Here is a 23,981-nt window from a genome sequence, read left to right on the forward strand (position 1 = left end):
GATCCGGGTGGCCATAGCCGGTTCCTCACTGTGCAGTCGGCGCGCGCAGCTCTGTCAATACCGCCGAGATTGTTGATTCCGAAGTCGTACGGGGAAAGCCCACCATGACGCGGTCGATCAGACCGTCGCAACGGTCGCGAATCTTGGCCGCCAGCTTGTCGATTGGCGCAACGACCGCGAAGGCTTCGAGAATCTCGTCGTCGATCAGGGCACCCATACCGTCCCAGTCGCCCTTCAGCGAAAGGCCGTGCAACTCGTCGTGCAACGCTCCCCAGCCGTGCAGATCGAGCACCTTCTTGTACGCGGGTGTCGAACCGTAGAAAGCTATCTGCTTGCGGGTGCCCAGGGCGGCGGCGCCCAACTCGGATTCGTCGGAACCGGTGACGACGAACAGCGGAGCCGACACCTGGAAGTCGTCGCGCACCCGGCCCGACTTGGCCATCCCCCGCATCAGCGCGGGAATGGTCACCTCCTCGAAATACCGCTTGGTCGTAAAGGCGTGCGCGAGAACCCCGTCGGCGACTTCGCCCGTCATCTCCGTCATCGCCTCACCGACTGCGGCGATAAACACCTTCGGGACGCCGTACTGGTGCGGCTCCGGCACGAACATCGGCGTCATGATCTTGTGTGTGTAGAAGTCGCCCTCGAACCGCAACTTCGAGCCGTCGTGCCAGCACGCCCAGATTTCGTGTAAAGCCAGCACGAACTCCCGCATCCGCGGCACCGGCCGGCTCCACGGCATGGAAAAGCGCTTCTCGATGTGCGGCTGGATCTGCGAGCCGAGACCGAGGTTCAGCCGACCCCCGGAGTACTCCTGCAGATCCCAGCCGACGTTGGCGACGGTCATCGGGTTCCGGGCGAACGCGACAGCGATGCTGGTGCCCAGTTCGATCGTCTCGGTGTGCTCGGCGGCGAGCGTCAGCGGCAGGAACGGATCATGGTTGACCTCGGCGGTCCAGCAGCCGTCATAGCCCCGCCGTTCCAGGGTCACCGCCGCGTCGACCACGGCATGGAGCTGGCTGAACACACCGCCGTCGACCTTGAGGCCGGCGCCGCTACCCATGCCCGCAGACGCTACAGTAAGCAATTCAGTATGGTCAACGTGAACATGCCGGTGCGACGATCGCCTTTCAACGACAGGAAGAGCGCATGACGAACGAGCAGGGTTGGAAGGAGACGCTCGAAGACCTCGATCTTCGGCGTGAGCGGTCGCGCGCGATGGGTGGCCCGGAGCGGCTGGCCAAGCATCACGGCAAGGGCAGGCTGGATGCCCGTGCGCGGCTGAACCACCTCCTCGACAAGGGCAGCTTCCGGGAGTTCGGCACGCTGGTGGGCGGTGAGATCGCGGCCGACGGGATTGTGGCCGGCTCGGGCCTCATCAACGGCTCGCCGGTGATGGTCGGCGCGGAGGACTTCACCACGTTGGCGGGCAGCATCGGTCCCGGCGGTAACGCGAAGCGCTATCGGCTAGCGGAGTTGGCGCTGCGGGACCGGATCCCGTTGGTGATGCTTCTGGAGGGCGCGGGCTTCCGGCCCAGCGGCGAGCACTATGGCCGCACCCCAACCGATCTGCTCGCCCAGGCGCAATGCTCCGGCAAGGTGCCGATGGTCGGAGGGCTGCTCGGCCCGTCGGCGGGCCATGGTGCACTGGTGGCGCCGGTGTGCGATTGGACCATCATGAGCAACCAGGGCGCGATCTTCACCGCCGGCCCGCCGGTCGTGAAAGAGTCGACGGGCGAGGACATTTCGAAAGAAGACCTGGGAGGGCCGTCGGTGGCGCTCGCCAGCGGGGTGATCCACAACCTCGCCGAGGACGATGAGGCGGTCCTCGACGACATCCGTCGTTATCTGTCGTACTTCCCGTCGAGCGCGTGGTCGTATCCGGCGTCACTGCCCGAGGACGAGGCGAGCGAACCGCGCTCGACGCCGGAACTGCTCGACATCGTCCCGCGCGGCAACCGGCGCGTCTACGACATGCGTGCCGTCCTCGACGTGGTGTTCGACGACCGGGGCTGGTTCGAGGTGCAGCCGAAATTCGGGCAGGCGATGATCTGTGCGTTGGCCCATCTCGGCGGTCATCCCGTCGCCGTCGTCGCCAATCAGCCCAAGGTGATCGCCGGATCGATCGACGCCGCCGCCGCCGACAAGGCAGCGCATTTCATCAATGTCGCCGACTCGTTCCATCTACCGATCGTGTTCCTCGCGGACAACCCGGGAATGTTGCCGGGCAGCCGATCCGAGAAGAGCGGCGTGCTGCGCAGCGGTGCCCGGATGTTCGCCGCCCAGACCGCGGCCACCACGCTGAAGCTGCATGTAACCCTGCGCAAGGCCTACGGATTCGGGTCGATGGTGATGTCGCTGCTGGGCTTCGACAACCAGAGCGCCACGTTCGCCTATCCGGGTGCGACGATGGGCGCGATGAGCGCGGCCGCCCTCAGCAAGGCCTCCCACGCCGCCGAGGATGTGGAAGCCAAGCTGCGCAAGGCCGAGGTCGAGGCGTCGTTCCGGTCGGCCGGCCACCTCGGGTTCGACGACCTCATCAGCCCGGAGGATACGCGCAATGCGTTGCTCTCGGCGCTGCAGCGTGGGCTCTACAGCAGGCAGGCCGCGGCAGAACCGGTGAGCCGCACCGTCATCACGCCCTAGCTCTTTGCGCGGTATTCGGCGACGATGGGCTCGAGTTCGTCGGGTGTCGCTCCGTGCATGATCACCGCGTCGGCGCCGTAATCGAACTCTTTCCGTATGCGGTCCACACACTGTGCCGCCGAGCCCGTCGCCGAGGGCTCGAGCCATTCGTCGGGGATGAGCGTGGCGATGTGCTCGATCTGCTCGGCAGTCGCCTTGTGGTCGATGCCGCCGCCGATGGACTGCACCACCTCGTCGTCCCTGAAGCGTTGCAGCACTGAGAGATCCCAGCCGTTGGTGTTGAGCAGCAGCTCGCCGTAGCCCTGTAGGTAGGTCGCCAGCCGCGCCACCGTCTTCTTCAGCCGGAGCTCCTCGGGCAGATGGTCACCGACGGTCGCGAAGCACGACCACACCCTCACGTCGTCGGGGTTGCGGCCCGCCTGCTCCGCGGCGTCTTTGACGGTCTTCACCGCGCGCTGCAGGGTTTCGGGCGTGAAGTAGGTGTGCAGAATGACGTCGTCGAACTCGCGCCCGCCCAGCGCCAACGTCTTGGGGCCGAACGCGACGATCGCCAGCCGGATGTCCTCGTTGAAGTCCGGGTCCAGGAACAGCAACTGATACTTCCCGATCGGCCCGTCATGGTTGAAGATGAGCTCACCGTGCCAGAGCCTCCGCATGACCTGAGCGAAGTCCTCCATCTGCGCGGTCGTGACAGCCGGCACCCCGAAGGCGCCGTACATCGCTGCGATACCGCGGCCGATTCCCAGCGTGAACCGGCCTTTCGACAGCCGGTGCATGGTGGTCGCGTATGAACCGGTGATCAGCGGGTGCCGGGTGTTGTGATTCGTCGCGGCGGTGGCGATCTGCATCCGATTGGTGACCGCAAGCGCGGCACCGGAGAGCGACGACGCTTCCTTGACGTTCCACCGCTCCGAGATGAACCCCGTGCCGAAGCCCAGTTCCTCACCACGGCGCGCTTCGTCCATCAGCCCCGCAGGTCCCTCACCACCCGCACCAGCGAGCAAGTAGTAACCCAGCTCATCGAGCACGCGTTCGCCCGCATCCGGCTGAGCCGGTAATTCAGTCACTGCCAAACTCCTTGCTTGTAGCCGCAATTCCACACCTCGACGATCCGACCGTCGACCACCCGGAATATCTCCATACTGCCGACGTCGGTCTTGGTGCCGTCCTTCAGTTCCATCGGCGACTGGTAGACGATGGCGACATGCTCGCCGTCATCGCCCGCCACCACCAGGTTGAGGTCGAAACGAATCGTCTCGAACATGGCCCAGTGGTCCACGATGCGCGCAACCGCCTGCTCGTGAGTCAGCGTTGTCGACTCTCCGACATCATGGCGAATCACGCTGTCCCCCATGAGTTCCTCAGCGAGGTCGAAGTTGCGCTCGTTCCAGACGACGAGGTTGTACAGCTCCACCACTTCCCGCGCCGTACGAGTCACTTGAACACCTCCAGTGCGTCGATTTCGTCGATGGCGGCGACCGCACGGTCGGCAAGTGTGAGGCAGAGTCGGCGCGACCTTTCCGGCACGATATCCCAGGTCAATAGTGCGACGACGGGCATCAATGTCAGGTACACCGCAGCGGTGCGGTAGTCGCGCCACGCGGCGTCGAATCCGTAGTCGACTCCCCTATCGGCCAGATGGCCCAGATACTCGCGGAGCAGGGTCTCGTCTTGACCGGTACGCTTCTGGATCGGCAATCCCTGGGTGAGCAGGTAGGCCACGTCGGCGACACCGGACCCGCGCGCCGCGAACTGGAAGTCCACCACTTTGAGTGCGTCACCGTCGAAGAACAGATTGTCGGCCCGGATGTCACCATGTATCAGCATGTCGTGTTCGGTCAACGCGGAAAGCGCTTCCGGAGCGCGATCCGAAAAGGTCTCGAAGAATTCGGCGAGCCCTGGCGGCACAGCGTTGTCGCGCTTCTCGAGGTACAACTGCCATCCGTAACCGAAGGCCGGCACCATAGCTTCGCGGATCATCGGATTGTCCATACTCGGAAACTGCTGCAGCACATCTCTGTTGTCCCGGTGCGCGGACCACGCGTGCAACCCCGCCAATGACTCGAGACACGTTCGCGCTCGGTCCATCGACAGCCCTGCCAGATGGTCCGCGTTGTCCCAGCCGGCGAGATCCTCGAGCACCAGCACGAAGTCGACACCATTGTCGGCGATCCGGGCGACGTGCACGTCGGGGGTTTTCATCGGCGCCCGACCGGCGATGTCCCGGTAGAAGGCGACTTCCCTGCGGTAACCACCCATCAGGTCCATCGCACCACGGGCTTCGGAGAGCGCGGGGAGTTTTGCGATCAACGTCGGCGGGACGCTGTCTCCGGTCAGGGTCAGGCGGTAAAGCAGCGACGAGAAACCGCTGTCCATCGCGATCTGTTCGGCCCGAACGCCCGTCACGTCGGAGCCGAGCGCATTGGTCAACCACTGCGGCGTCACGGCGTCGATTCCCAATGGGACGTCGGTCGCACCCGCACTCTTCACTGAGTTCCTCTGTCACTTACTTGACGAGACGCAACTAACATAGTTGTCGATCGTCTAATATGCAATGCGTGCCGTCTCCCACTCGTGGCCTGACACAGCCGGAACGGGTCGAGATCTCCAGTCGGCGGCTGGTCGAGGCAGCCGCCGAGTTGATCGTCGAAAAGGGCTGGGAGGCAACGACCGCCGCCGAAATTGGCCGCCGAGCGGGTTACAGCAGGGCCATGGTCCACGCTAGGTACGGCAGTAAGGACGCGATTCTCGACGCCTTCTTTCTGCACGACTACGTCAAGCAGCTCAGTCCGGACGCCGACCCCAATGCCACGGGGCTGCAGGAGGCGGTCGGCCACTTCGACCGGGTTCGACGACTGTTCTCCGAAGATCAGGCCTTCCTGCGCGCAATGTTTGTTGCCACGTTCGAGGGCGTCAAGAGCACTTCGCCATTGCGCGAGCGCGTCCAGCGTTGGCTCCAGCGTGGAGTCGACAAAGTCGAGGCCGGTTTGCGACGCGGAGTCGACGACGGGTCGGTTCGTGATGACGTCGACATCAACCGTGCGACAGGCGATCTCAGCGCAGCAATCTTCGGCGCCGCGTACCTGTGGACCCTGCTTGGCGACGGTTACGATCTCGATCGCGAGTTGGCGTACGTCCGCGACCGGTTCATTCGCGAGTACGGCTCGACTCACTGACTGCGCGGAGAAACCGCTCCGAGGCCTGCTGCACTCCACCTGCGAACAGATGTCCGACGTGGCTTCCCGGGTGCCAGTACAACTCGCCACCCCATCGCGCGTGCAACTGCTGAGCGGGTTCGCGCATCGCCATCCGGTCGTGCCAGGCGCCCACGATGAGCCTGCGCGACGGGGGCGGAGTCGGCTCGACATCCAGGTCGTCGACGACGGAGGCCGCCGCGGCCACGTTATCGGACTGCAACAGCTCGATCGTGTCGCGCACCGACGGTCCCCACCGGCCGAGATGCTGAGCGATCATCCCGTTGAGCCCGGAGATCGGCGTGTATATCGCCACCCCGTCGACCTTTTCGAGATGTGCGACCAACGCGGCTACTGGACTTCCCATGGACACCCCGGACACCGCGATCGCACTGGATTGGGGGCCCAACCACCGGACCAGCGCGCGGACCTCGGATACCACCCGCATCATGCCCGCGACATTGTTCAGCGGATCCATGTCGGGATAGGTCGGCCACGCGTCACGGCGGGCACCGTGGCCGGGCTGCACCGGGAGCGCGATGTTGAAGCCCAACTTCTCCTGGAGTCGACGCGCGCGCGAGAACAACATGTCGATCGGCTGACCCTGACCCGCACCATGCACCCAGATGAGCCAGGGACGCGTGTCGTCTCCGGTCCGACAAAGATGAACCACAGCGGTAGCGGGACCTCCGAATCCCTCGGATACCAGCGCCGGTGCAAGCTGCGGATTGTGGTCGAACCTCATCTGTTCGTAGATCAGCCGTCCGATTCGGCGCCAGCGAACCGACTTGACCTGCAACGGCTCCGGGTCCGCGTTGGCCTCTGCCACACTGAGGCCGGACAACTCCTGCGCCGCGGCGGCACAGGAGTCGATCGTGCGTTCCAGTTTGGGCGGCGGAGCGGTCAAGGTCATGCCGGACAGCGCGAGTTCGTCCAGCACCACCTCACCGAGTTGACGGGCTCCGCGCTGCGACAACGGCTTCCAGTCCGTCGAGCTCGAAACCGCCGCGTGTGCCCTGGGCACCACGCCGGCGAAATCGCGGCCGATGAGCCGGGCGCGCTCGGATGCCCTCATGCGAGCTTGAAACCCGAGTAGCCCGCATCCGCGATCTCGTCGCACCGCCTCCGGTACTCCGGGATTCCGGCGGTGTAGCCCATGTACATCCGCTTCTTCCCGGGCACGTTGCCGCCGTTGTACCAGGAGTTGCACGACGGATCGACCAGGACCGTCGGCGCCACGAGCGCTGTGGTGTGCTCGATCCATTCACGCTGCGCATCCGGCAATGCCTCGATGGTGCGGTAACCGTTGTCACGCAGGTATCCGATGCAGTCGCCGATCCACTCGACATGCTGCTCGAGTGCTGCGACGAAATTGGTTGCCGCCGAAGGACTTCCGGGTGCCTGCACGATGAACAGGTTCGGGAAACCCGCGACGGCGATACCGAGATAGGTGTACGGCCCCTCGGACGTCCAGAAGTCCGCCAACGACAACCTGTCGCGCCCCCGGACGTCGATCCGGGTGAGCGCTCCCGTCATCGCGTCGAACCCGGTGGCGTAGACGATCACATCGAGGTCGTGGTGTCCCTGCTCGGTGCGGATACCCCTCGGCGTGACCTCGACGATCGGCCCCTTGCGCAGGTCGACCAGCGTCACGTTGTCGCGGTTGAACGTCTCGTAGTAGCCCTGGTCGATGATCGGTCGCTTGCAACCGAAGGGGTGGCTCGGCGTCAGCGAGGCCGCGGTCTCGGGATCCTTGACGATGCGGGCGACCGCCTCGCCGTAGAGCTTCGCGGCCATCCGGTTGGCTTCGATGTCGAAGAAGACGTCGCCCCAACTGAGCGCGCCCATCACGCCGCTTTCCTCGATGGCACGCAGCTGGTCCTGTCGCGAGGCCGACTTCAACGGCGGCTTGGCCATCATGTCGAACAGCACCGAGAACGCGCTCAGCCGAGCTGCACCGACCGCGTGTTTCCTTTGTGCGGCGCGGATCTCGGCGTAGTTCGCCTTCAGCTCGTCGAGCTCTCCGTCGTCGAACGGACGCACTTCCCACGGCAGCGTGTAGGCCGGTGAGCGCTGAAACACCGTGAGGTGTTCGGCCTGCTTGGCGACCACGGGGATCAGCTGAACGCCCGTCGAGCCGGTGCCGATGACACCGACCCGCTTACCCGATAAGTCGAAGCCGTCCTTCGGCCAGTTACCGGTGAACAACGACGACCCGCTGAACGTGTCCATTCCCGGAAAGTCGGGGTCCAGCGGCACCGACAGGATGCCTGATGCGGCGACCACGAACGAGGCGACCAACGATTCACCGGCCTCGGTTTCGACCAGCCATTCGGCCGCGGCCTCGTCGAAGGTCATCGCGACGACCTTGGTGTTGAAGCGGATATCGCGGCGCAGGTCGAGTTTGTCGGCCACGAAGTGGAGGTAGGCCTCGATTTCGGGCTGGGCAGGCAGGGTCTCTGACCAGACCCACTCCTGCTGTATCTCGTCGGAAAAGCTATAGGAATATTCGATGCTCTCGATGTCGCATCGAGCACCGGGATACCGGTTGAACAGCCACGTCCCGCCGACGTCCTCGGCGGCCTCGAGCACACGCGTTCGCACGCCGAGTTCGCGCAACCGGTGCAGTGCATACAAGCCGGAGAATCCGGCGCCGATGACGATCGCATCGAATCGGGATGGGCTGGGATTGGTCACGTGTCGGCACCTCGTGTTCACTCCGACGGGAGATACTGTAACGATTACAGTATCAGGCGCGAGCAGCGTCGGTGACGCAGATTGCTGCCGTCTACCGCAGGAGGTCAGCCGCCGGCAGGCGCTCCTGCACCCGCGAGCCGCTCCTGGCGTCGCCGCTCGTAGTGACTCGCCTTGTCCTCGACGAGATCCAGGAAGGCCGCCATCTCATCTCGCGCACGCGCCCCCTCGCCGTGGACATCGTCGCGTTCGAAAACGCGCCAGAACCGCAAGACGGGCCGGACGACGTCGTCCAGATGTGAACGCAGGTCGTAGATGCCCGCCTTGGCGATCACCAGTGCGTTGTCCGCGAATCCGGGCATTGCGCTGCCGGGCATCTGGAAGTGGATGACCTCGTGGGCGATTGCCTTCATCGTCTCGTTGGGCGCGATGTCGAAGGCGGCGTCGACCAGGTTTCGGTAGAAGACCATGTGCAGGTTCTCATCGGTGGCCACTCGGGTCAGAAGTTGCTCTGCGAGAGGGCAGCCCGAGGCCTTGCCAGTGTTGCGATGGCTGATTCGCGTCGCTAGTTCCTGGAACGACACGTAGGCCAAGGCCTCCAGCATCGACTTGTCACCCGAGTCGTAACCGGCCTTCATATGGATCATGCGGCCTTCTTCGAGCGCCACCGGATCGACGCCGCGGGTGACGATGAGGTAGTCGCGGATCGCGATGCTGTGCCGCGCTTCCTCAGCGGTCCACTGGCCCACCCACTGCCCCCACGCCCCGTCGGGCCCGAAGCGCACCGCGATCTCGCGGTGATACGACGGCAGGTTGTCCTCGGTGAGCAGATTGACGACCATGGCCGCCTTGGCGACGTCGTCGAGGGGTGAATCCTCCGGGACCCAGTCCTCACCGCCCAGAAACGCGAAGTCACGTCCGCGGCTCCACGGCACGTAGTCGTGCGGATTCCATGGCTTCGCCGAGTCCAGGTGGCGGTTCAGGTTGCTCTCCACCACTGGTTCCAGCTCGGTGAGAAGTGCACTTTGGGTTGTCGTCATCGAGACTCTCTAGCTGTCCAGTCCTGCTTACGGCCGCGTAACCTACGCTACCGTAGGTTCACGGGAAATCAAGCCTAAGGCATAGCCCCGAACCTGGAGTTGGATTCGAACGGCAGACAGCTTTTTCCACAGCGGTTGTCGTACGCAATCCGAGGGCACGCCTCTCACCCATCGCTGTCGAAACCTCTACTGTAATATCTTCCGTTGGATACGCTTTGCCGTCAGAGGAGGCGACGTGAAGGTCCCGTTCACCTGGAAGGTCACCGGCTGGTTCATGGTGGGCTGGTCGGCCGAATTCCCGCAGGGCGAGGTCCGTCCCCTCCGATACTTCGGCGAGGATCTTGCCGCGTATCGCGACGACTCCGGCGAACTCCATGTGATGCAGGCGCACTGCAGACACCTCGGCGCGCACATCGGCCACGGCGGCAAGGTCGTCGGCGACTGCGTGGAGTGCCCGTTCCATGGCTGGCGATGGGGTCCCGACGGGACCAACCGCTACATCCCCTATCAACCGGACCGACCCAACCGCGCACTCAAGCTTCGCGTGTACCCCGTCAACGAGCAGCACGGCTGCGTCTTCGTCTGGCATCAACCTCAAGGCAAGGAGCCGCAGTGGGAGATGCCGGACATCTTCGCTTCGTTCCCGCAGTTCGAGACCGACCCGTCGGCGTATTACCGCCCGTACCCGGAGTTTTCACGCCGTGCCGAGAACGAGCCGGTTCACCCGCAGATCGTGGCCGAGAACGGCCCGGACAGCTCGCACTTCCACTATGTCCACGGCGCGACGGTGACACCGGTGAACCTGGAGTGGAAGATCGTCGACGAGCAGTGGCAGTTCCTCACCGGCTGGCCGGATGCCCGCAGCGACGACCCGAACAAGATGGCGCTGCACATCCATAGCCACATGTTCGGGCTCGGAGGCGCGATCAGCGTATTCGAGGGACAGTCGAATCACCGTCTGATCTTTGCGGTCACCCCCGTGGAGGACGGGCTGTCGACGATGTTCTACTCGGTCTGGTGGCCCAAGCTGAACGGTGAAACCTCCGACATCCCGCCCGCCGAGGTGCGTGAGCGCGTCGAGAAGCAGTTCATGGGCACGGTCTGGGAGGACCTGGACATCTGGCGCTACCAGGATTACATCGAGAACCCGCCGCTGGCGAAGATCGACGCGAAACCCTATATGGCGCTGAGGAAGTGGGCACAGCAGTTTTACGAGGTTCCTGCATCTGTATGAGAATCGACCTCGCCGCACCCGCGCGTACGGAGATCGTCACCCAGGAATGCCAGGGCGCGGTCGTCGGACCGAACGCCGGACTGGCCGCCCTCGCACACGAAGCCCGCCGTGCGGCGCTGCCGAACATCGAACGGCTGCCCGCAGCGCGGGACGCCGGCATCTCCACCGACGAACTGATCGAGGTATGGAAGCAGCTGTGACCGACACCGACCACCAGAGCACGGCCTTCCCCGAGATCAAACCCGTCGACACGGGCCCCGAGTTGGGCCGTTTCATGACCGCCATGCGGCGACTGCAGGACATCGTCGTGTCGACCGATCCGGACCAGGATCTGTGGGCCGACGCCGCCGGCCAGATCGAAGAACTGTGCGCGCGCCTGGAAGTCCACCGCGCACCGCAGGGTATCGCCCCCGCCGGCCGCGGGCCCCATCTCCCGGGCCTCGGGCACCCGTTGATGCCGCCGTGGACGATGACCGAGTTCGGACCCGAAGGGGTCGTCATGGAGGGCCACTTCAGCCGCTTCCACGTCGGCGGTAACAACGCCGTGCACGGTGGCGTCATACCGCTGTTCTACGACTGGCATTTCGGGATGATCGTCTCCGCGGCCGCCCGGGCCAACAGTCGCACCGCGTATTTGCACGTCGACTACCGCAAGATCACGCCGATCGACCAACCGCTTGTGTCTCACGGTCGGATAGATTCGATCGATGGGCGGAAGGCCTTCGTCACCGCGACGATGACAGACTCTGATGGCAAAGTCCTCAGCGAAGCCAACGGCCTGATGCTCCGCCTGCTCCCACACCAGCCATGAGAGGCACGATGTCCGACTCCGCACCGCAGTTCACCGTTCCGGCCGCTGCAGATGCCGTCGCCGCGGTGATCGGTGACCGGGAATTCGTCGTCCAGGGCAACCGCCGGTATACCTACTCCCAGATCCTTGAACGGTCCAACCGGCTCGCCAGGTATTTGCACACACGCGGATTGGGAGCCAAGACCGAACGGTCGGAGCTTGCAGGGCATGAGGTGGGACAGGACCTGCTGGGCATCTACGCCTACAACGGTCCCGAGTACGTCGAGGCGATGCTCGGTTCGTGGCGGGCCAGGGTCGCGCCGTTTAATGTGAACTATCGCTACGTGAAGAACGAGCTTCAGTACCTGCTCCAAGATTCCGGTGCGACCGCGCTGATCTACCACGCGACGTTCGCGCCACGCGTCGCTGACGTCAAGCGCGCGCTCCCACGCCTGCGCGTCCTCATCCAGATCGCCGACGACTCGGGCAACGACCTGGTCCACGGTGCGGTCGATTACGAGTCGATCGTCAGGTCGGGCTCGTCGGAGCCGCCGCCGGTCGAGCCGTCCCCCGACGATCTCTACGTCCTCTACACCGGCGGCACGACCGGCATGCCCAAGGGCGTGCTGTGGCGTCAGCACGACATCTTCATGACGTCGTTCGGCGGTCGCAACATGGCCACCGGCGAGCTCACCCAGTCCTACGACGAGATCGCCAAGCGTGTCCAAGAGAACCCGGGCACGAAGATCTTCACGCTCCCACCGCTGATGCACGGCGCCGCACAGTGGAGCGTGATGACCGCTCTGACCACCGGACAGACCGTCGTGTTCTCCGAGAACCCGAGCCGGTTCGACGCCGATGAGGTCGTGCAGACCGTCGAGAAGGAAAAGGTGCTGGCGGTACAGGTGGTTGGCGACGCGATGGCGCGCCCACTTGCCGACGCCCTCGAACGCTCGTCGGCGGATCTGTCGTCGATGGCCGTTGTGGCCAACGGCGGCGCGCTGCTGACACCCACCGCCAAACAACGCCTGATCGACGTCAAACCCGGCCTGATCGTCATGGACGGCGTCGGATCCTCGGAAACCGGCATCCAGATGAGTCACATGTCGGCACCCGGCGCAGTGTCGACGGGCAAGTTCAATGCGGGACCGGACACCTTCGTGGCTTCCGAGGAACTCGACTCGATTCTGGAGCCGGGCCATGAGGGCATCGGTTGGCTGGCCCAGCGCGGCTTTGTGCCGCTGGGTTACAAGGGCGATGAAGCCAAGACCGCCAAGACATTTCCCGTCATCGACGGTGTGCGGTTCTCGATTCCTGGCGATCGCGCACGCCATCTCGCCGACGGTGGAATCGAACTGCTCGGCCGCGAGTCCCAGACCATCAACTCCGGTGGGGAGAAGATCTTCGTCGAAGAGGTCGAGACCGCGCTGCTATCCCACCCGGCGGTGGCCGACGTCGTGGTCTCAGGCCGACCGAGCGAGCGGTGGGGCCAGGAGGTCGTCGCGATCGTGGCCCTGCTTGACGGTGCCAGCGCAGACGCCCAGGAACTGATCGACCACGCGTCGAATTCCATTGCGCGGTACAAGCTGCCCAAGGCGGTGGTGTTCCGGCCCGTCATCGAGCGCAGCCCGGCAGGCAAGGCCGACTACCGCTGGGCGCGCGAGCAGGCGATCAGCGGGAGCGCATGAGCGACGCTTGCGAGCGAATCATCGGCGCCGTAGCCCACGGTTCGTGCGGTGGCGCGCAATCCGCGTGGTAGGCACCCATTCCGCTGCGGGCGACGCCACCGAACGGCGCGGCCGACGGAATCATTTGTGCGGCAAAGTCATTACGGGCCACACCACCGCTTCGGGTACTACGGACGAAACGGCGGAAGTCGTCGTCGTCTGGCCCGTACCAGTCGCGACAAGCGGTGCAGGCCGCTGGTTGATGTAGTCGATGGCGTCTGCCACCTCCGAATACGGCCACACGACGAGCACTGGTCCGAACATCACCTCGTCGGCGGTACGCATCCGCTCGTCGACGTCGCGCGCGATGGTCGGCGCGATCTTGCGGAATCCGCGGTGGGCCCGCAGCCCGAAGAGTCGCGCCACGCATCAGATGTGTTGTCCACATCCATTGCGGTACATGCGATCTGGTGTGCTCGATCACTGAGGTCATGCCGAGGACTTCGGTGAACAGCGTGCCCGCCCTCGGCCGGGTGCCGAAATCGGTTGCCATCGCGTCGACGAAGGTGTCGGCGTTGTCGAGGACCAGCGCCAGCAACCGGTCGATCCTGTTGCGGCGCACGGCGACACTCGGCGGGCCGTCGCCGAGGAACGCCTGCCGCTGACGCGCCAACACTGCGACCATGTTCTCGCGAGCCACCAGGGCGACGCTCGGTGTGCTCGTGCTCATCGCGCCACCCGTTCCGAAGTGATTGTCTAGGCCACCAGAATTGTTTACTGTCGAGCTTACTGTCGGCCATTCGATGGTATGACGGAAGTGCGCGAGGCCGGAAGGGTTGGGCACAGATGAGCAGGATCGTGGTCGTCGGCGCGGCGTCGGGTATCGGTGCGGCCGCGGCGAAACACTTCTACGCCAGCGGCGACCACGTGCTGGCAGTCGACATCCGCGAGCCGCAGTCGCCGGTCTCCGAATACCGGCAATGCGATTTGCGCGACCCAGCCCGCATCGACACGGTTCTCGGCGACATCGGCACCGGCTGGGACATGCTCGCCCACGTGGCGGGGATTCCGGGGACCGCCCCCGCCGCCGATGTGCTGACCGTCAACTACCTCGGCATGCGGTTGATGGCCGAAGGCATGCTGCCGCTGATGAACACGGGCGGTTCGATCGTCACGGTGGCATCGACGGCGGCACTCGGTTGGGATCAGCGGATCGACGTTTTGTCCGAGCTGCTCGAACTCACCGACGGCGATGCAGTCGCACGCTGGCAGGAAGGTCAGGATCCCGCATATCCGGTGTACAGCACGTCCAAGCAGGCGGCGATCCTGTACACCAAGCGCCTTGCCGGACCCGCGTGGGCCAAGTACGGAGTCCGGGTCAACACCGTGAGCCCAGGCCCCGTCGAGACACCGATCCTCTCGGACTTCGAGCACACCATGGGCAAGGAGGTCCTCGATATGTGTCGTGCCACCGTGGGACGCCACGCCACTGTCGACGACGTCGTGCCCGTGATCGCGTTCCTCGGCTCACCGGATGCCCGCTGGATCACCGGCCAGGACATACACGTCGACGGCGGGTTCGTGACCTCGATGACAGCCGGGCCTCCTGTCCAGCTGATATAGTCTACTGTAAGATTTACAGTACCGTTCGCAGGACCAAGCCGGACCCGGAGATGCTGGAGCATTCGTGGAGAGCTCAGTGCACAACATCACGGTCGAGGAGGCGGCTGACCTCGTCCGTGACCCCTATCCCCTGTTCGCGCGGCGGAGGCAAGAGTTCGGTGTCTTCAAGGGCAGCGTCATGGACTGGTCCACGACACCCGAATCGATGCTTCCCGAGAACCTCTACGCCGCGGTCTCTTTCGATGCGGTCAACCGGGTGTTCCGGGACAGCAAGGTCTTCAACTCGCAGATCTATGACAACACCATCGGCCTGTTCATCGGGCCGACGATTCTGGCGATGGAAGGCAAGAAGCACTGGGAGCACCGCAATCTGGTCTCGGCAGCCTTCAAGACGAGATCGCTGTCGCGGTGGGAACCCGAGATCGTTCGCCCGGTCGTCGAGGGGCTGATCGACGAGTTCATCGACGTCGGACACGCCGACCTGGTCAAGCAATTCACCCTCGAGTTCCCCACCCGGGTGATCTCGAAGCTGTTGGGGCTTCCCGAAGAAGACTTGCCCTGGTTCCGCAAGCGCGCCGTCGAGCTGATCAGCTACACCGTCAAGTGGAAGCGGGCCTTCGAAGCGTCGGCAGCACTGAAAGACTATTTCCTGCAACAGATCGAGTTGCGCAGGCGCAAGCCGACGCCCGACATCATCGGCGACCTGGTGACCGCCGAGATCGACGGCGAAAAGCTCACCGATGAAGCCATTTATTCCTTCCTGCGTCTGCTGCTGCCCGCCGGGCTCGAGACCACCTACCGGTCGTCGGGCAATCTGCTGTTCCTTCTGCTGACCCATCCCGAGCAGTTCCGTGCGGTGCAGGCCGACCGCGATCTCATCGGGCCCGCGATCGAAGAGGGGTTGCGGTACGAGACGCCGCTCACCACGGTGCAGCGCTACGCCACCGAGGAGACCGAACTCGAGGGCGTCACCATTCCACACGGCGCAGTGATCGATGTGTGCATCGGGTCGGCGAACCGCGACGAGCAACGCTGGGAACGGTCGGAAAAGTTCGACATCCACCGCAAACGCCTGCCGCACATATCGTTTGCGGCCGGCGAGCACACCTGCATGGGGCTGCATCTGGCCCGCATGGAGACCCGCGTCGCCGTCGAATGCCTACTCGATCGGCTGACCGACATCCAACTCATCACTGACGACAACCCCACCATTCACGGGCAGCCCTTCCGCTCCCCGACCGCCATTCCCGTGACGTTCAACCCTGCCGGTTGAGCTGTGGGCGCCCATGCGAAGGTCGACACCCGCAAGCGACGGGACCGCGGCTCGATCAGTGCCGACGAGATCCTGCAGGGCGCCTTCGACGTAGCCGCACAGGTGTCGATCGACAACCTCAGCATGCCGGTGCTGGCCAAGCATCTGGACGTCGGAGTCACCAGCATCTACTGGTATTTCCGGCGCAAGGACGATCTACTCGACGCGATGACAGATTGCGCGCTGGAGCGGTTCGAGTTCACCGTGCCGACCATCGACGCCTCCAATTGGCGTGCGTCGCTTCGTGACCACGCACATACGATGCGCAAACACTTCCGGGACAATCCGATCCTGTGCGACCTGGTCCTCATTCGCAGTCAGTTCGGCGGCAGCGCCGTACGTGGAGCATTGCAGAAGATCGAGCAGCCCGTCGGGGCGCTGATCGAGGCGGGACTCGATGCGAGCCAGGCCATCGCCGTTTACGGCGCGATCTCCGTGCACACCCGCGGGTCGGCGGTGCTGGAGCGTATCCAGGACAAGGCCGAAGGATTCCCCGCTCCTCGCTCGAACGGCAAGCGCTACATCGGCTTCGCCGACGACATCGACTACGACTACATCCTGGAGAGCATTCTCGACCACGCGCAAACGCTCATCGATCAGTGATCTCGGTGCGCTCGCTATCGCTGAGCGACCGTGCGCGCACCGAAATCACTCATTTTCGGCCGGGGCATCCGGCATCCGATCGTCTTGGTCTCGAGGTACTGCTGGAATCCCTCGATTCCGCACTGCCGCCCCACGCCGCTGTTCTTGTAGCCGCCGAATGGAGCGTCTGCGCCGTAGAACATCCCGCCGTTGACGCCGAACGCGCCGGTGCGGATACGGCGGGCGATATTCATGCCGCGTTCCGTCGATCGCGAAACAACCGCGCCGGCAAGGCCATACGCGCTGTCGTTCGCGATGCGGACAGCGTGGTCGTCGTCGTCGAACGGCATCATGATCAATACCGGGCCGAAAACCTCTTCCCGTGCGATCGCGGCGTTGTTGTCGACACCGACGATCACGGTGGGTTGTACATAGTGACCGGCCGCAAGGTGTTCGGGCAGCCCATCGACCACACCTCCCCCGACGGTGATCTCGGCGCCGCCCGCTCGTGCCCGCTCGACAGCCGTGAGCACGCGGTCCTTCTGCGCGGCGCTGATCACCGGCCCGACAATGGTTTCCGGCCGTACCGGATCGCCGACCGGCACCCCCTGGTACGCGGCGGTGACGGCGGCGACGGTCTCGTCGTACAGGGACCGATGCACCAGCATGCGGGTGGTCGCCGCGCACGCCTGCCCGGCATGCACGCACATGCCGATCGCGGCGCCCAGGATCGCGGCGGGGTTGGCGTCGTCGAGCACGATCGCGACAGACTTGCCGCCGAGCTCCAGGAACATCCGCTTCATCGTGTCGGCGCCCTGCCGCATCAGCAGCTTGCCGACGGCCGTTGATCCGGTGAACGAGATCATGTCCACGCGCGGATCGGTGCCCAGCACGCCCGCAACGTCGTTCGATGGGGTCGTGACGACGTTCAGCACGCCCGGCGGGAACTCGGTGTGCTCGGCGACGAGCCTGCCCAGCCGCGCGGCGTTCCACGGGGTGTTCGGATCCGGCTTCAGCAGCACCGTGTTACCCGCCGCCAGCGCGGGTCCCAGCTTGTTGAGGATGACCTCGATCGGGAAGTTCGACGGGGTGATCGCCGCAACCACGCCGACCGGTTCCTTGACCACGGTGCGCACGTTCCGGTCACCGAACAGGCCGCCGCCGCCGAGCGTGCGCTCCCATTCGAAGTCGTCGATCAAGCCGGCCGGATAGCGCAGCGCTTCGGCAAGCGGCCAATCCAATTGCGCGGACTGCGTTGTCATCGCGGGACAGCCGACCTCGGCGATCAGTTCCTCGCGCAGGTCTTCCTTCTCGGCCTCGATCGCCGACTGCAATTGCGCCAGGCACCGCTTGCGTAGCTCACGGTGGGTCGACCAGTCGGACTCGTCGAAGGCGCGCCGCGCGGCCGCGATCGCTCGGCTCATGTCAACGGCGTCGGCGGCGGCCGTGGCGCCCAACAGTAGGCCGGTCGCGGGGCTGACATTGTCGAAGGTCGCACCCGAGGTCGATTCCACCAGCTCACCGTCGACGAGCATGCGGGATTCGGCGCGCGCTGCCGCCCGCCTGCCGACCTCGACGCTCGTTTCGGTCAGGTCTACCGATTCCTCGGTGGTGCTCACCCTGCAACCTCGTACAATCTGATCAATGCTGGACGCTCAACTGTAACTATTACAGTAGGCGAATACAACGACGTGTGCGCAGGGAGAGGGTCGAGTTGATCAAGGTGATGGAGGGCGTTCGCGTTCTCGAGGTTGCACAGTTCACGTTCGTCCCCGCCGCCGGGGCGATCCTCGCCGACTGGGGCGCGGACGTGATCAAAGTCGAGCACCCGGTGCGCGGTGACACCCAGCGCGGCTTCATCAACATGGGCGGCTTCCAACTCGACCCCAACCGCCACCCGCTGATCGAGCATCCCAACCGCGGCAAGCGCAGCGTCGGTATCGACGTCTCCACCCCCGGTGGTCAGGAAGTCCTGTACGAGATCGCCAAGACCGCGGACGTCTTCCTCACCAATTACATGCCAGCCCAACGGCAGAAGAACAAGTTCGACATCGAGCACATCCGCGCCGTCAATCCGAACATCATCTACGCGCGCGGCAGCGCTTATGGAGACAAGGGGGCCGAGCGCGACACGGGCGGTTTCGACGGCACCGCATTCTGGACGCGCAGCGGTGTCGGCCACGCGCTGACCCCCGAGGAGATCGGCGGGGCACTGCCACAGGGCATTCCGGCGTTCGGCGATTCGATCGGCGGGATGAATATCGCGGGCGGGATCTCCGCGGCGCTGTTCCACCGGGAACGCACAGGCGAAGCCGTGGAACTCGACGTGTCCCTACTGAGCACCGCGTGGTGGGCCGCCGGCGCCAGCGTCACCCAGGGAATGGAGACCGGCGAGACGATGCGTTCGCTGATGCCGGGAACCACCGCGTCGGTCAACCCCTTCATGGCGAACTACCTGACGTCGGACGGCGGCACGATAAACCTGTGCATCGTCAGCCCGACCGGATACATTCGGGACGCGTTCGAGCATCTCGGACTGCCCGAATTGGCGGATGATCCACGATTCTGCGACGTCATGCCACTGATCCAAAACGCCGAAGCGGGCGTACAACTCATCGCCGAGGCGATCCGCAGCAGGCCCTTCGAATACTGGCGTCAGCACCTCAAGACCATGAAGGGCCAGTGGGCGCCGTTCCAGAGCCTCATCGACCTCGCCTCCGACGAGCAGGCGATCGACAACGACATGATCGTCGAGGTGGAAGCCAGCGACGGCGGCGCACCGTTCAAGGTCGTGCGCGGCCCCGTGCAGTTCAACCACGAGCCGCTGGAGACGACGCGTGCCCCGCAGGCCTCGGAGCACACCGAAATCGTGCTGATGGAACTCGGGATGGACTGGGACCGCATCGAGGCGCTCAAGAATGCAGGCGCCATCGCCTAAGCGTCCCAGCTACTGGCTGACCGGATCATTCGCGGTCACCCCGTTCGTCGAGACGTGGGGGGTCCAGCGGGCGCCGTCCCAGTACCGCAATTGGTGACGCCGGTATGGGTCTGGATACCAGTTAGGGGCGGGCGCGCCCTGGGACGGCCCGGCAGCTGGCGATGAGGCGCCCGGCTGCAGCCAAGGTGACGGCTGGTGACGACCGGACTTCAATTCCGTGAGCCATTCTGCGGTCGGTCCACCGCACGTGATGGTGGCGCCCTCCAGCTTCGGCCACCCCAGAGAAATTCGCTTCCTCTCGATGTTCATCGTCGGGTATTCGACGGCACGCAAATCCTGAACGGTTCCGTCCTCGTACCGGCTGAACCAGACCCTGCGGTTGGTTGCCACAAGCAGGCTCACCTTGGCCCTGGCCCCGCTGAATGCCGCGATGGAGTACCCGGTCGCATGCTTCACGTCGATGAGTGCCTCGTCGGCCGCGACTTGCTGCGCGATTGCCCCCATCAACTCACGACTCGCTCGGTATACGGCCGGGGCGGCTTCTTCTCGCGCCATTCGGTCATCTACGTCGCGGTTCGCCTTGTGCGGCGGCTTCAGGTGCCCATCAGTCACCCGACGCGCCACCAGTTCGACTTGCTCAGATGTGATCGCCACTTCGAGCCCTTTCGCCGTTGCCCCTCCGATCGGCTTGGCTTCAACTTACGACGCCATCGACCGCTGTATTGCGGTTTCATGACTACGCCGGGTCCGCGTCAGCGACGCCGTCAATCCGATCACTTGCGCTGGCTCTGCGCTCAGGGCGCCTTTACTCGACTTTTTGCGGCGTGGACGCCGAGTCAATTCGATCGACGCGCACGGGAACGCCTGTGAGCCAGGCCATCCCGGATACGGACTCGACATCGCTGGGCTCACTGGAGGTCAACCGGTTGACGTTCGCGCCGCCCGCGCGGTTGGCCAGCTGCCATCCACCGGTGCCTTTGTGACCCCACCCGTGGGGTATCGCGACCACGCCGACGACGAGGTCCTTCGTGGAGGTGACCGGCACGGCGATCTCGCCGTAGGGCGAGCTGATCCGCACGACATCACCGTCGGCGATCTGCAACTCGGCGGCGTCGTCGACGTGCATCAGCGCGTGATGGCGGCGTTCGCCGCGCATCAACAGCGGCGAGTTGTGCATCCACGAGTTCTCCGAGCGCGGCTCTCGCATGCCGATCATCCGCATCGGGTAGCCCTCGGGATGTCCGCTGTCCGAGAGCTTGTCGACCTCGTCGGAGATATCGGAATGGACCAATCGCACGCGACGGGACAGATAGCCGACCACATCGCGCAGAACTCCGGTTCGGATGTGCGGTTCCAATACGACGCCGTGTGGGTATTGCTCGGTCAAGCGGCGCAACGACAAACCACCGCGGCGAAGGCCGAACCGGTCGCCACCCTGCGACATCCGGACCAGGGCATCAATCATGAGACGCGGGGTGAGACTCTTCCCGAAGGCGCTCAATCCTTTTCGTGCGGCGCCGAACACCGCGAATGCCGGAATCTGCCGTCCTAGTCGCGTTGCGAGGTCGGCGACGATATCCCACTCCGATCGCGATTCACCAGCGGGTGCTACCACAGCCTCGGTGGCCTGACGGAACGGCGTCGCCTGAAATCCCTGAAACGTGTACGGGAAGTCGTCGCGCTCGTACATGGTGGTGACGGGCAGGATGTAGTCGCAGCGCGCGGTCGTCTCGGTGACATAGAAATCCAGCGCCACCGACAAGTCCAGCGTCTCCAGCGCGGCCTCGAGTTCGTCCCCGTTCGGTACCGACAGCACCGGATTTCCCGCCGAGATGAACATCGCCTTGATCTGGCGGTCGCCCGGCGTCGTCATCTCCTTGGCCATCATCGCCGCGGGTTCGGAACCGATCGCACTGCGAATCCCGCTGACACGCGAACGTTTCCGCCGCCGGGACCGCCGCATGACAGCGCCCATCATGGCGTTCTGCCACTTGGCTCCGATGGTGCCCATCGTGCTGAAGACCGAACCCCCCGGGACGTCCAGGTTTCCGGCGACCAGGTTGACCGCATCGATCAGGTATGTGGTGAGCGTGCCGTACCGGCCGACGCACGTACCGAGTCGTCCGTAGATCGCCGCGCGCGGCGTGTTGACGAGATCGCGGGCGAGCGTCCTGACACTTGCCGGGTCGATACCGGTCTGAGCGGCCGTCACCTCCGGCGTGAACGGTGTGCTCAGCGAGCGCAGCCAATCCAGGCCGTCGGCTGCCCGACTCACCCGGTCGACGTCGACGAGGTGTTCGGCGAACATCACCTGGATCAGCGACAGCAGCAGATACGAATCCGAGTCGGGCACGATGCCCAGCCATTCGAATGCGACGGCGGTCTCGGTCCGGCGCGGATCGACGACGACCACGCGTCCGCCGCGCTTGACGATGTCCTGCATTCGGTCTTTGATTCGGGGCGCGGTCAGGAAACTGCCGTGAGACACAACCGGATTGGCGCCCATCAAGACCAGCAGATCGGTACGGGTCAGATCGGGGATCGGCACCGATGTGGGCACACCGTAGAGCAGCTGGCTCGCGATCAGCCTGCTGTTGGTGTCCTGCGACGAGGCGGTGAAGTAATGGCCGTGGCGACCCAGACCCTTTGTGAAGAGCAGCGCCGCGAACGTGTGCGCGTAGCTGAAGGCGCCCGGATTGCCCATGTACCAACCGACGCCACCGGAACCGTGCGCGCGCAGCACGCCCGACAACCGCGCGGCGATATCGGCCATCGCCTCGTCCCACGTGACGGGTTCGAATCCGTTCGGCCCGCGCCGCAGCGGGGTCGTGACGCGGTCGGGATCGTTCTGCACCTCCGCGAACGCGATGCCCTTCTGGCACGCGAACCCGGCGGAGAGCGGATGTTCCTTGTCTGGGCGCAAGGCGACGAGGCGGCCGTCCTCGACGGTCGCGATCATGCCGCACAGCGGCTCACAGATCCGGCAGAACGTGGGCTTGTGTTCGATCACCGGTGCCACGCCGACTACGATACTGTAATAGTTACAGTTGAGATAGTCTGTTGCTCCGAATGGGAGGATCACCCAGCCGGTCTGACCGAAAGGCTTCGAGCTATGACCTACGACGTCGCGATCATCGGTGTCGGGCTGCACCCGTTCGGCCGCTTCGAAGGCAAGTCGGCCATGGAGATGGGGGTGGACGCCATTTTCGCCGCGGTCGCCGACGCCGGTGTCGAGTGGAAGGACATCCAGGCCGCCACAGGTGGCAGCTGGACTGTCGCGAATCCCGACGCCATCGTCAGCATGGTCGGGTTGTCCGGGATCCCGTTCACCAACGTGTTCAACGCGTGCGCCACGGCCGCGAGCGCCGCCAAGGCCTGCGCCGACGGAATCCGATTGGGCGACTATGACATCGGCATCGCGGTCGGACTGGACAAACATCCTCGCGGCGCGTTCACCGAAGATCCGGCGCTGGTGGGCATGCCGAGTTGGTACGCCGAGAACGGCCAGTACCTCACCACGCAGTTCTTCGGGATGAAGGCCAACAAGTATCTGCACGACCACGGCATCTCGCAGGAGACGCTGGCCCGGGTGGCCAACAAGAACTTCCGCAATGGTGCGCTGAACCCGAACGCGTTCCGCCGCAAGCCCATCGCTGTGGAGGACATCCTCAATTCGACGATGCTGAACTACCCGCTGACCCAATACATGTTCTGTGCGCCCGATGAAGGAGCAGCGGCCGTGGTCATGTGTCGCGCCGACGTTGCGCACAAATACAGCACGAAGCCGGTATATCTGAAGGCGGTCGAGGTGAGGACCCGGCGATACGGCGCCTATGAGGTCAACACCACGTTCGCGCCGGTCGCCGAGGATGTGGCCCCCACGGTATACGCGGCCCGGTCCGCATTCGAAAAGGCCGGGGTCGCACCGGAGGACGTCGATGTGATACAGCTGCAGGACACCGACGCAGGCGCTGAGATCATCCACATGGCCGAGTGCGGATTCTGCGCCGACGGCGATCAGGAGAAGCTGCTGGCCGACGGCGCCACCGAGATCGGTGGCACGTTGCCGGTCAACACCGACGGCGGACTGATCGCCAATGGCGAACCCATCGGGGCATCGGGCCTGCGTCAGATCCACGAGTTGGTGCGCCAATTGCGAGGCGAGGCGGGAGACCGGCAGGTGCCCGGCGAGCCGAAGGTCGGCTTCGCCCAACTCTACGGGGCGCCCGGCACCGCCGCGGCGACGATCCTCACGAGGTGA

Annotated in this window: 20 protein-coding genes and 2 pseudogenes; 11 read left to right on the plus strand and 11 right to left on the minus strand. The window is 64.7% G+C overall.

Annotated features, from left to right (window positions below; translation table 11 throughout):
* Positions 1-25: 25 nt before the first annotated feature.
* On the minus strand, positions 26-1,063 hold the full coding sequence (locus G6N36_RS09645; RefSeq protein WP_163686319.1) for an LLM class F420-dependent oxidoreductase: 1,038 nt from the start codon (positions 1,061-1,063) through the stop codon (positions 26-28).
* Between the two features lie 86 nt (positions 1,064-1,149).
* Here G6N36_RS09645 and G6N36_RS09650 point away from each other — a divergent pair, with 86 nt between their 5' ends.
* Complete coding sequence (locus G6N36_RS09650; RefSeq protein ID WP_163686320.1) at positions 1,150-2,646, plus strand: acyl-CoA carboxylase subunit beta; 1,497 nt, start codon at positions 1,150-1,152, stop codon at positions 2,644-2,646.
* On the opposite strand, the gene G6N36_RS09655 is transcribed toward G6N36_RS09650, so the two are convergent.
* The 3 genes from G6N36_RS09655 to G6N36_RS09665 are packed head-to-tail and all read right to left on the minus strand — an operon-like array spanning position 2,643 to position 5,136.
* Positions 2,643-3,713 carry a TIGR03857 family LLM class F420-dependent oxidoreductase gene (locus tag G6N36_RS09655; protein WP_163686321.1) on the minus strand — a complete coding sequence of 357 codons (1,071 nt, stop codon included), beginning with the start codon at positions 3,711-3,713 and terminating at the stop codon, positions 2,643-2,645. The genes G6N36_RS09650 and G6N36_RS09655 overlap by 4 nt on opposite strands.
* Complete coding sequence (locus G6N36_RS09660; protein WP_163686322.1) at positions 3,710-4,084, minus strand: nuclear transport factor 2 family protein; 375 nt, start codon at positions 4,082-4,084, stop codon at positions 3,710-3,712. Before G6N36_RS09660 ends, G6N36_RS09655 begins: the two co-directional genes overlap by 4 nt.
* A complete protein-coding gene (locus G6N36_RS09665) occupies positions 4,081-5,136 on the minus strand; it encodes a phosphotransferase (RefSeq protein WP_163686323.1) in 1,056 nt (351 codons plus the stop codon). Before G6N36_RS09665 ends, G6N36_RS09660 begins: the two co-directional genes overlap by 4 nt.
* Positions 5,137-5,195: 59 nt before the next feature.
* Here G6N36_RS09665 and G6N36_RS09670 point away from each other — a divergent pair, with 59 nt between their 5' ends.
* On the plus strand, positions 5,196-5,822 hold the full coding sequence (locus G6N36_RS09670) for a TetR/AcrR family transcriptional regulator (protein ID WP_163686324.1): 627 nt from the start codon (positions 5,196-5,198) through the stop codon (positions 5,820-5,822).
* Here G6N36_RS09670 and G6N36_RS09675 read toward each other — a convergent pair.
* From G6N36_RS09675 to G6N36_RS09685, 3 genes are all read right to left on the minus strand, one after another.
* On the minus strand, positions 5,794-6,915 hold the full coding sequence (locus G6N36_RS09675) for an alpha/beta fold hydrolase (RefSeq protein ID WP_163686325.1): 1,122 nt from the start codon (positions 6,913-6,915) through the stop codon (positions 5,794-5,796). The two genes, G6N36_RS09670 and G6N36_RS09675, sit on opposite strands and share 29 nt — an antisense overlap.
* Positions 6,912-8,537 carry a flavin-containing monooxygenase gene (locus G6N36_RS09680; RefSeq protein ID WP_163686326.1) on the minus strand — a complete coding sequence of 542 codons (1,626 nt, stop codon included), beginning with the start codon at positions 8,535-8,537 and terminating at the stop codon, positions 6,912-6,914. Before G6N36_RS09680 ends, G6N36_RS09675 begins: the two co-directional genes overlap by 4 nt.
* 104 nt (positions 8,538-8,641) lie before the next feature.
* Complete coding sequence (locus tag G6N36_RS09685) at positions 8,642-9,574, minus strand: acyl-ACP desaturase (RefSeq protein ID WP_163686327.1); 933 nt, start codon at positions 9,572-9,574, stop codon at positions 8,642-8,644.
* A 235-nt stretch (positions 9,575-9,809) separates the two neighbouring features.
* Between G6N36_RS09685 and G6N36_RS09690 the strand changes: the two genes are divergently transcribed.
* The 4 genes and pseudogenes from G6N36_RS09690 to G6N36_RS09705 all read left to right on the plus strand — a co-directional run bounded on the left by G6N36_RS09690 (position 9,810) and on the right by G6N36_RS09705 (position 13,286).
* Positions 9,810-10,808, plus strand: a complete 999-nt coding sequence (locus tag G6N36_RS09690; protein WP_163686328.1) for an aromatic ring-hydroxylating oxygenase subunit alpha — start codon at positions 9,810-9,812, stop codon at positions 10,806-10,808.
* A pseudogene (locus G6N36_RS09695) lies at positions 10,805-10,969 on the plus strand (cysteine hydrolase); the annotation flags it as partial. The gene G6N36_RS09690 and the pseudogene G6N36_RS09695, both read left to right, overlap by 4 nt.
* A gap of 35 nt (positions 10,970-11,004) precedes the next feature.
* The gene (locus G6N36_RS09700; protein WP_264001863.1) at positions 11,005-11,619 is read left to right on the plus strand and encodes a PaaI family thioesterase; all 615 of its coding nucleotides are present in this window, start codon (positions 11,005-11,007) and stop codon (positions 11,617-11,619) included.
* 8 nt (positions 11,620-11,627) lie between these two features.
* The gene (locus G6N36_RS09705; protein WP_163686330.1) at positions 11,628-13,286 is read left to right on the plus strand and encodes a medium-chain acyl-CoA ligase Mig; all 1,659 of its coding nucleotides are present in this window, start codon (positions 11,628-11,630) and stop codon (positions 13,284-13,286) included.
* A 64-nt stretch (positions 13,287-13,350) separates the two neighbouring features.
* On the opposite strand, the pseudogene G6N36_RS09710 reads toward G6N36_RS09705, so the two are convergent.
* Positions 13,351-13,941: pseudogene (locus tag G6N36_RS09710) on the minus strand (aldehyde dehydrogenase family protein); the annotation flags it as partial.
* A gap of 170 nt (positions 13,942-14,111) precedes the next feature.
* Between G6N36_RS09710 and G6N36_RS09715 the strand changes: the two are divergent.
* The 3 genes from G6N36_RS09715 to G6N36_RS09725 all read left to right on the plus strand — a co-directional run bounded on the left by G6N36_RS09715 (position 14,112) and on the right by G6N36_RS09725 (position 16,803).
* On the plus strand, positions 14,112-14,888 hold the full coding sequence (locus G6N36_RS09715) for a coniferyl-alcohol dehydrogenase (protein ID WP_163686331.1): 777 nt from the start codon (positions 14,112-14,114) through the stop codon (positions 14,886-14,888).
* Positions 14,889-14,952: 64 nt separating this feature from the next.
* On the plus strand, positions 14,953-16,161 hold the full coding sequence (locus tag G6N36_RS09720; RefSeq protein ID WP_163686332.1) for a cytochrome P450: 1,209 nt from the start codon (positions 14,953-14,955) through the stop codon (positions 16,159-16,161).
* A 3-nt stretch (positions 16,162-16,164) separates the two neighbouring features.
* On the plus strand, positions 16,165-16,803 hold the full coding sequence (locus tag G6N36_RS09725) for a TetR/AcrR family transcriptional regulator (RefSeq protein ID WP_163686333.1): 639 nt from the start codon (positions 16,165-16,167) through the stop codon (positions 16,801-16,803).
* A 14-nt stretch (positions 16,804-16,817) separates the two neighbouring features.
* Here G6N36_RS09725 and G6N36_RS09730 read toward each other — a convergent pair whose 3' ends face one another.
* Positions 16,818-18,317, minus strand: a complete 1,500-nt coding sequence (locus tag G6N36_RS09730; protein ID WP_276068185.1) for an aldehyde dehydrogenase family protein — start codon at positions 18,315-18,317, stop codon at positions 16,818-16,820.
* A gap of 191 nt (positions 18,318-18,508) precedes the next feature.
* On the opposite strand from G6N36_RS09730, the gene G6N36_RS09735 reads away from it, so the two are divergent.
* The gene (locus tag G6N36_RS09735; RefSeq protein WP_163690573.1) at positions 18,509-19,720 is read left to right on the plus strand and encodes a CaiB/BaiF CoA transferase family protein; all 1,212 of its coding nucleotides are present in this window, start codon (positions 18,509-18,511) and stop codon (positions 19,718-19,720) included.
* A 9-nt stretch (positions 19,721-19,729) separates the two neighbouring features.
* On the opposite strand, the gene G6N36_RS29580 is transcribed toward G6N36_RS09735, so the two are convergent.
* Both G6N36_RS29580 and G6N36_RS09745 read right to left on the minus strand, forming a co-directional pair.
* The gene (locus G6N36_RS29580) at positions 19,730-20,374 is read right to left on the minus strand and encodes a DUF2510 domain-containing protein (protein WP_197746606.1); all 645 of its coding nucleotides are present in this window, start codon (positions 20,372-20,374) and stop codon (positions 19,730-19,732) included.
* 151 nt (positions 20,375-20,525) lie between these two features.
* The gene (locus tag G6N36_RS09745; RefSeq protein ID WP_163686335.1) at positions 20,526-22,739 is read right to left on the minus strand and encodes a molybdopterin-containing oxidoreductase family protein; all 2,214 of its coding nucleotides are present in this window, start codon (positions 22,737-22,739) and stop codon (positions 20,526-20,528) included.
* Between the two features lie 93 nt (positions 22,740-22,832).
* Here G6N36_RS09745 and G6N36_RS09750 point away from each other — a divergent pair, with 93 nt between their 5' ends.
* Positions 22,833-23,981, plus strand: a complete 1,149-nt coding sequence (locus G6N36_RS09750) for a thiolase family protein (protein WP_163686336.1) — start codon at positions 22,833-22,835, stop codon at positions 23,979-23,981.

The organism is Mycolicibacterium gadium (assembly GCF_010728925.1).
GTDB lineage: Bacteria > Actinomycetota > Actinomycetes > Mycobacteriales > Mycobacteriaceae > Mycobacterium > Mycobacterium gadium.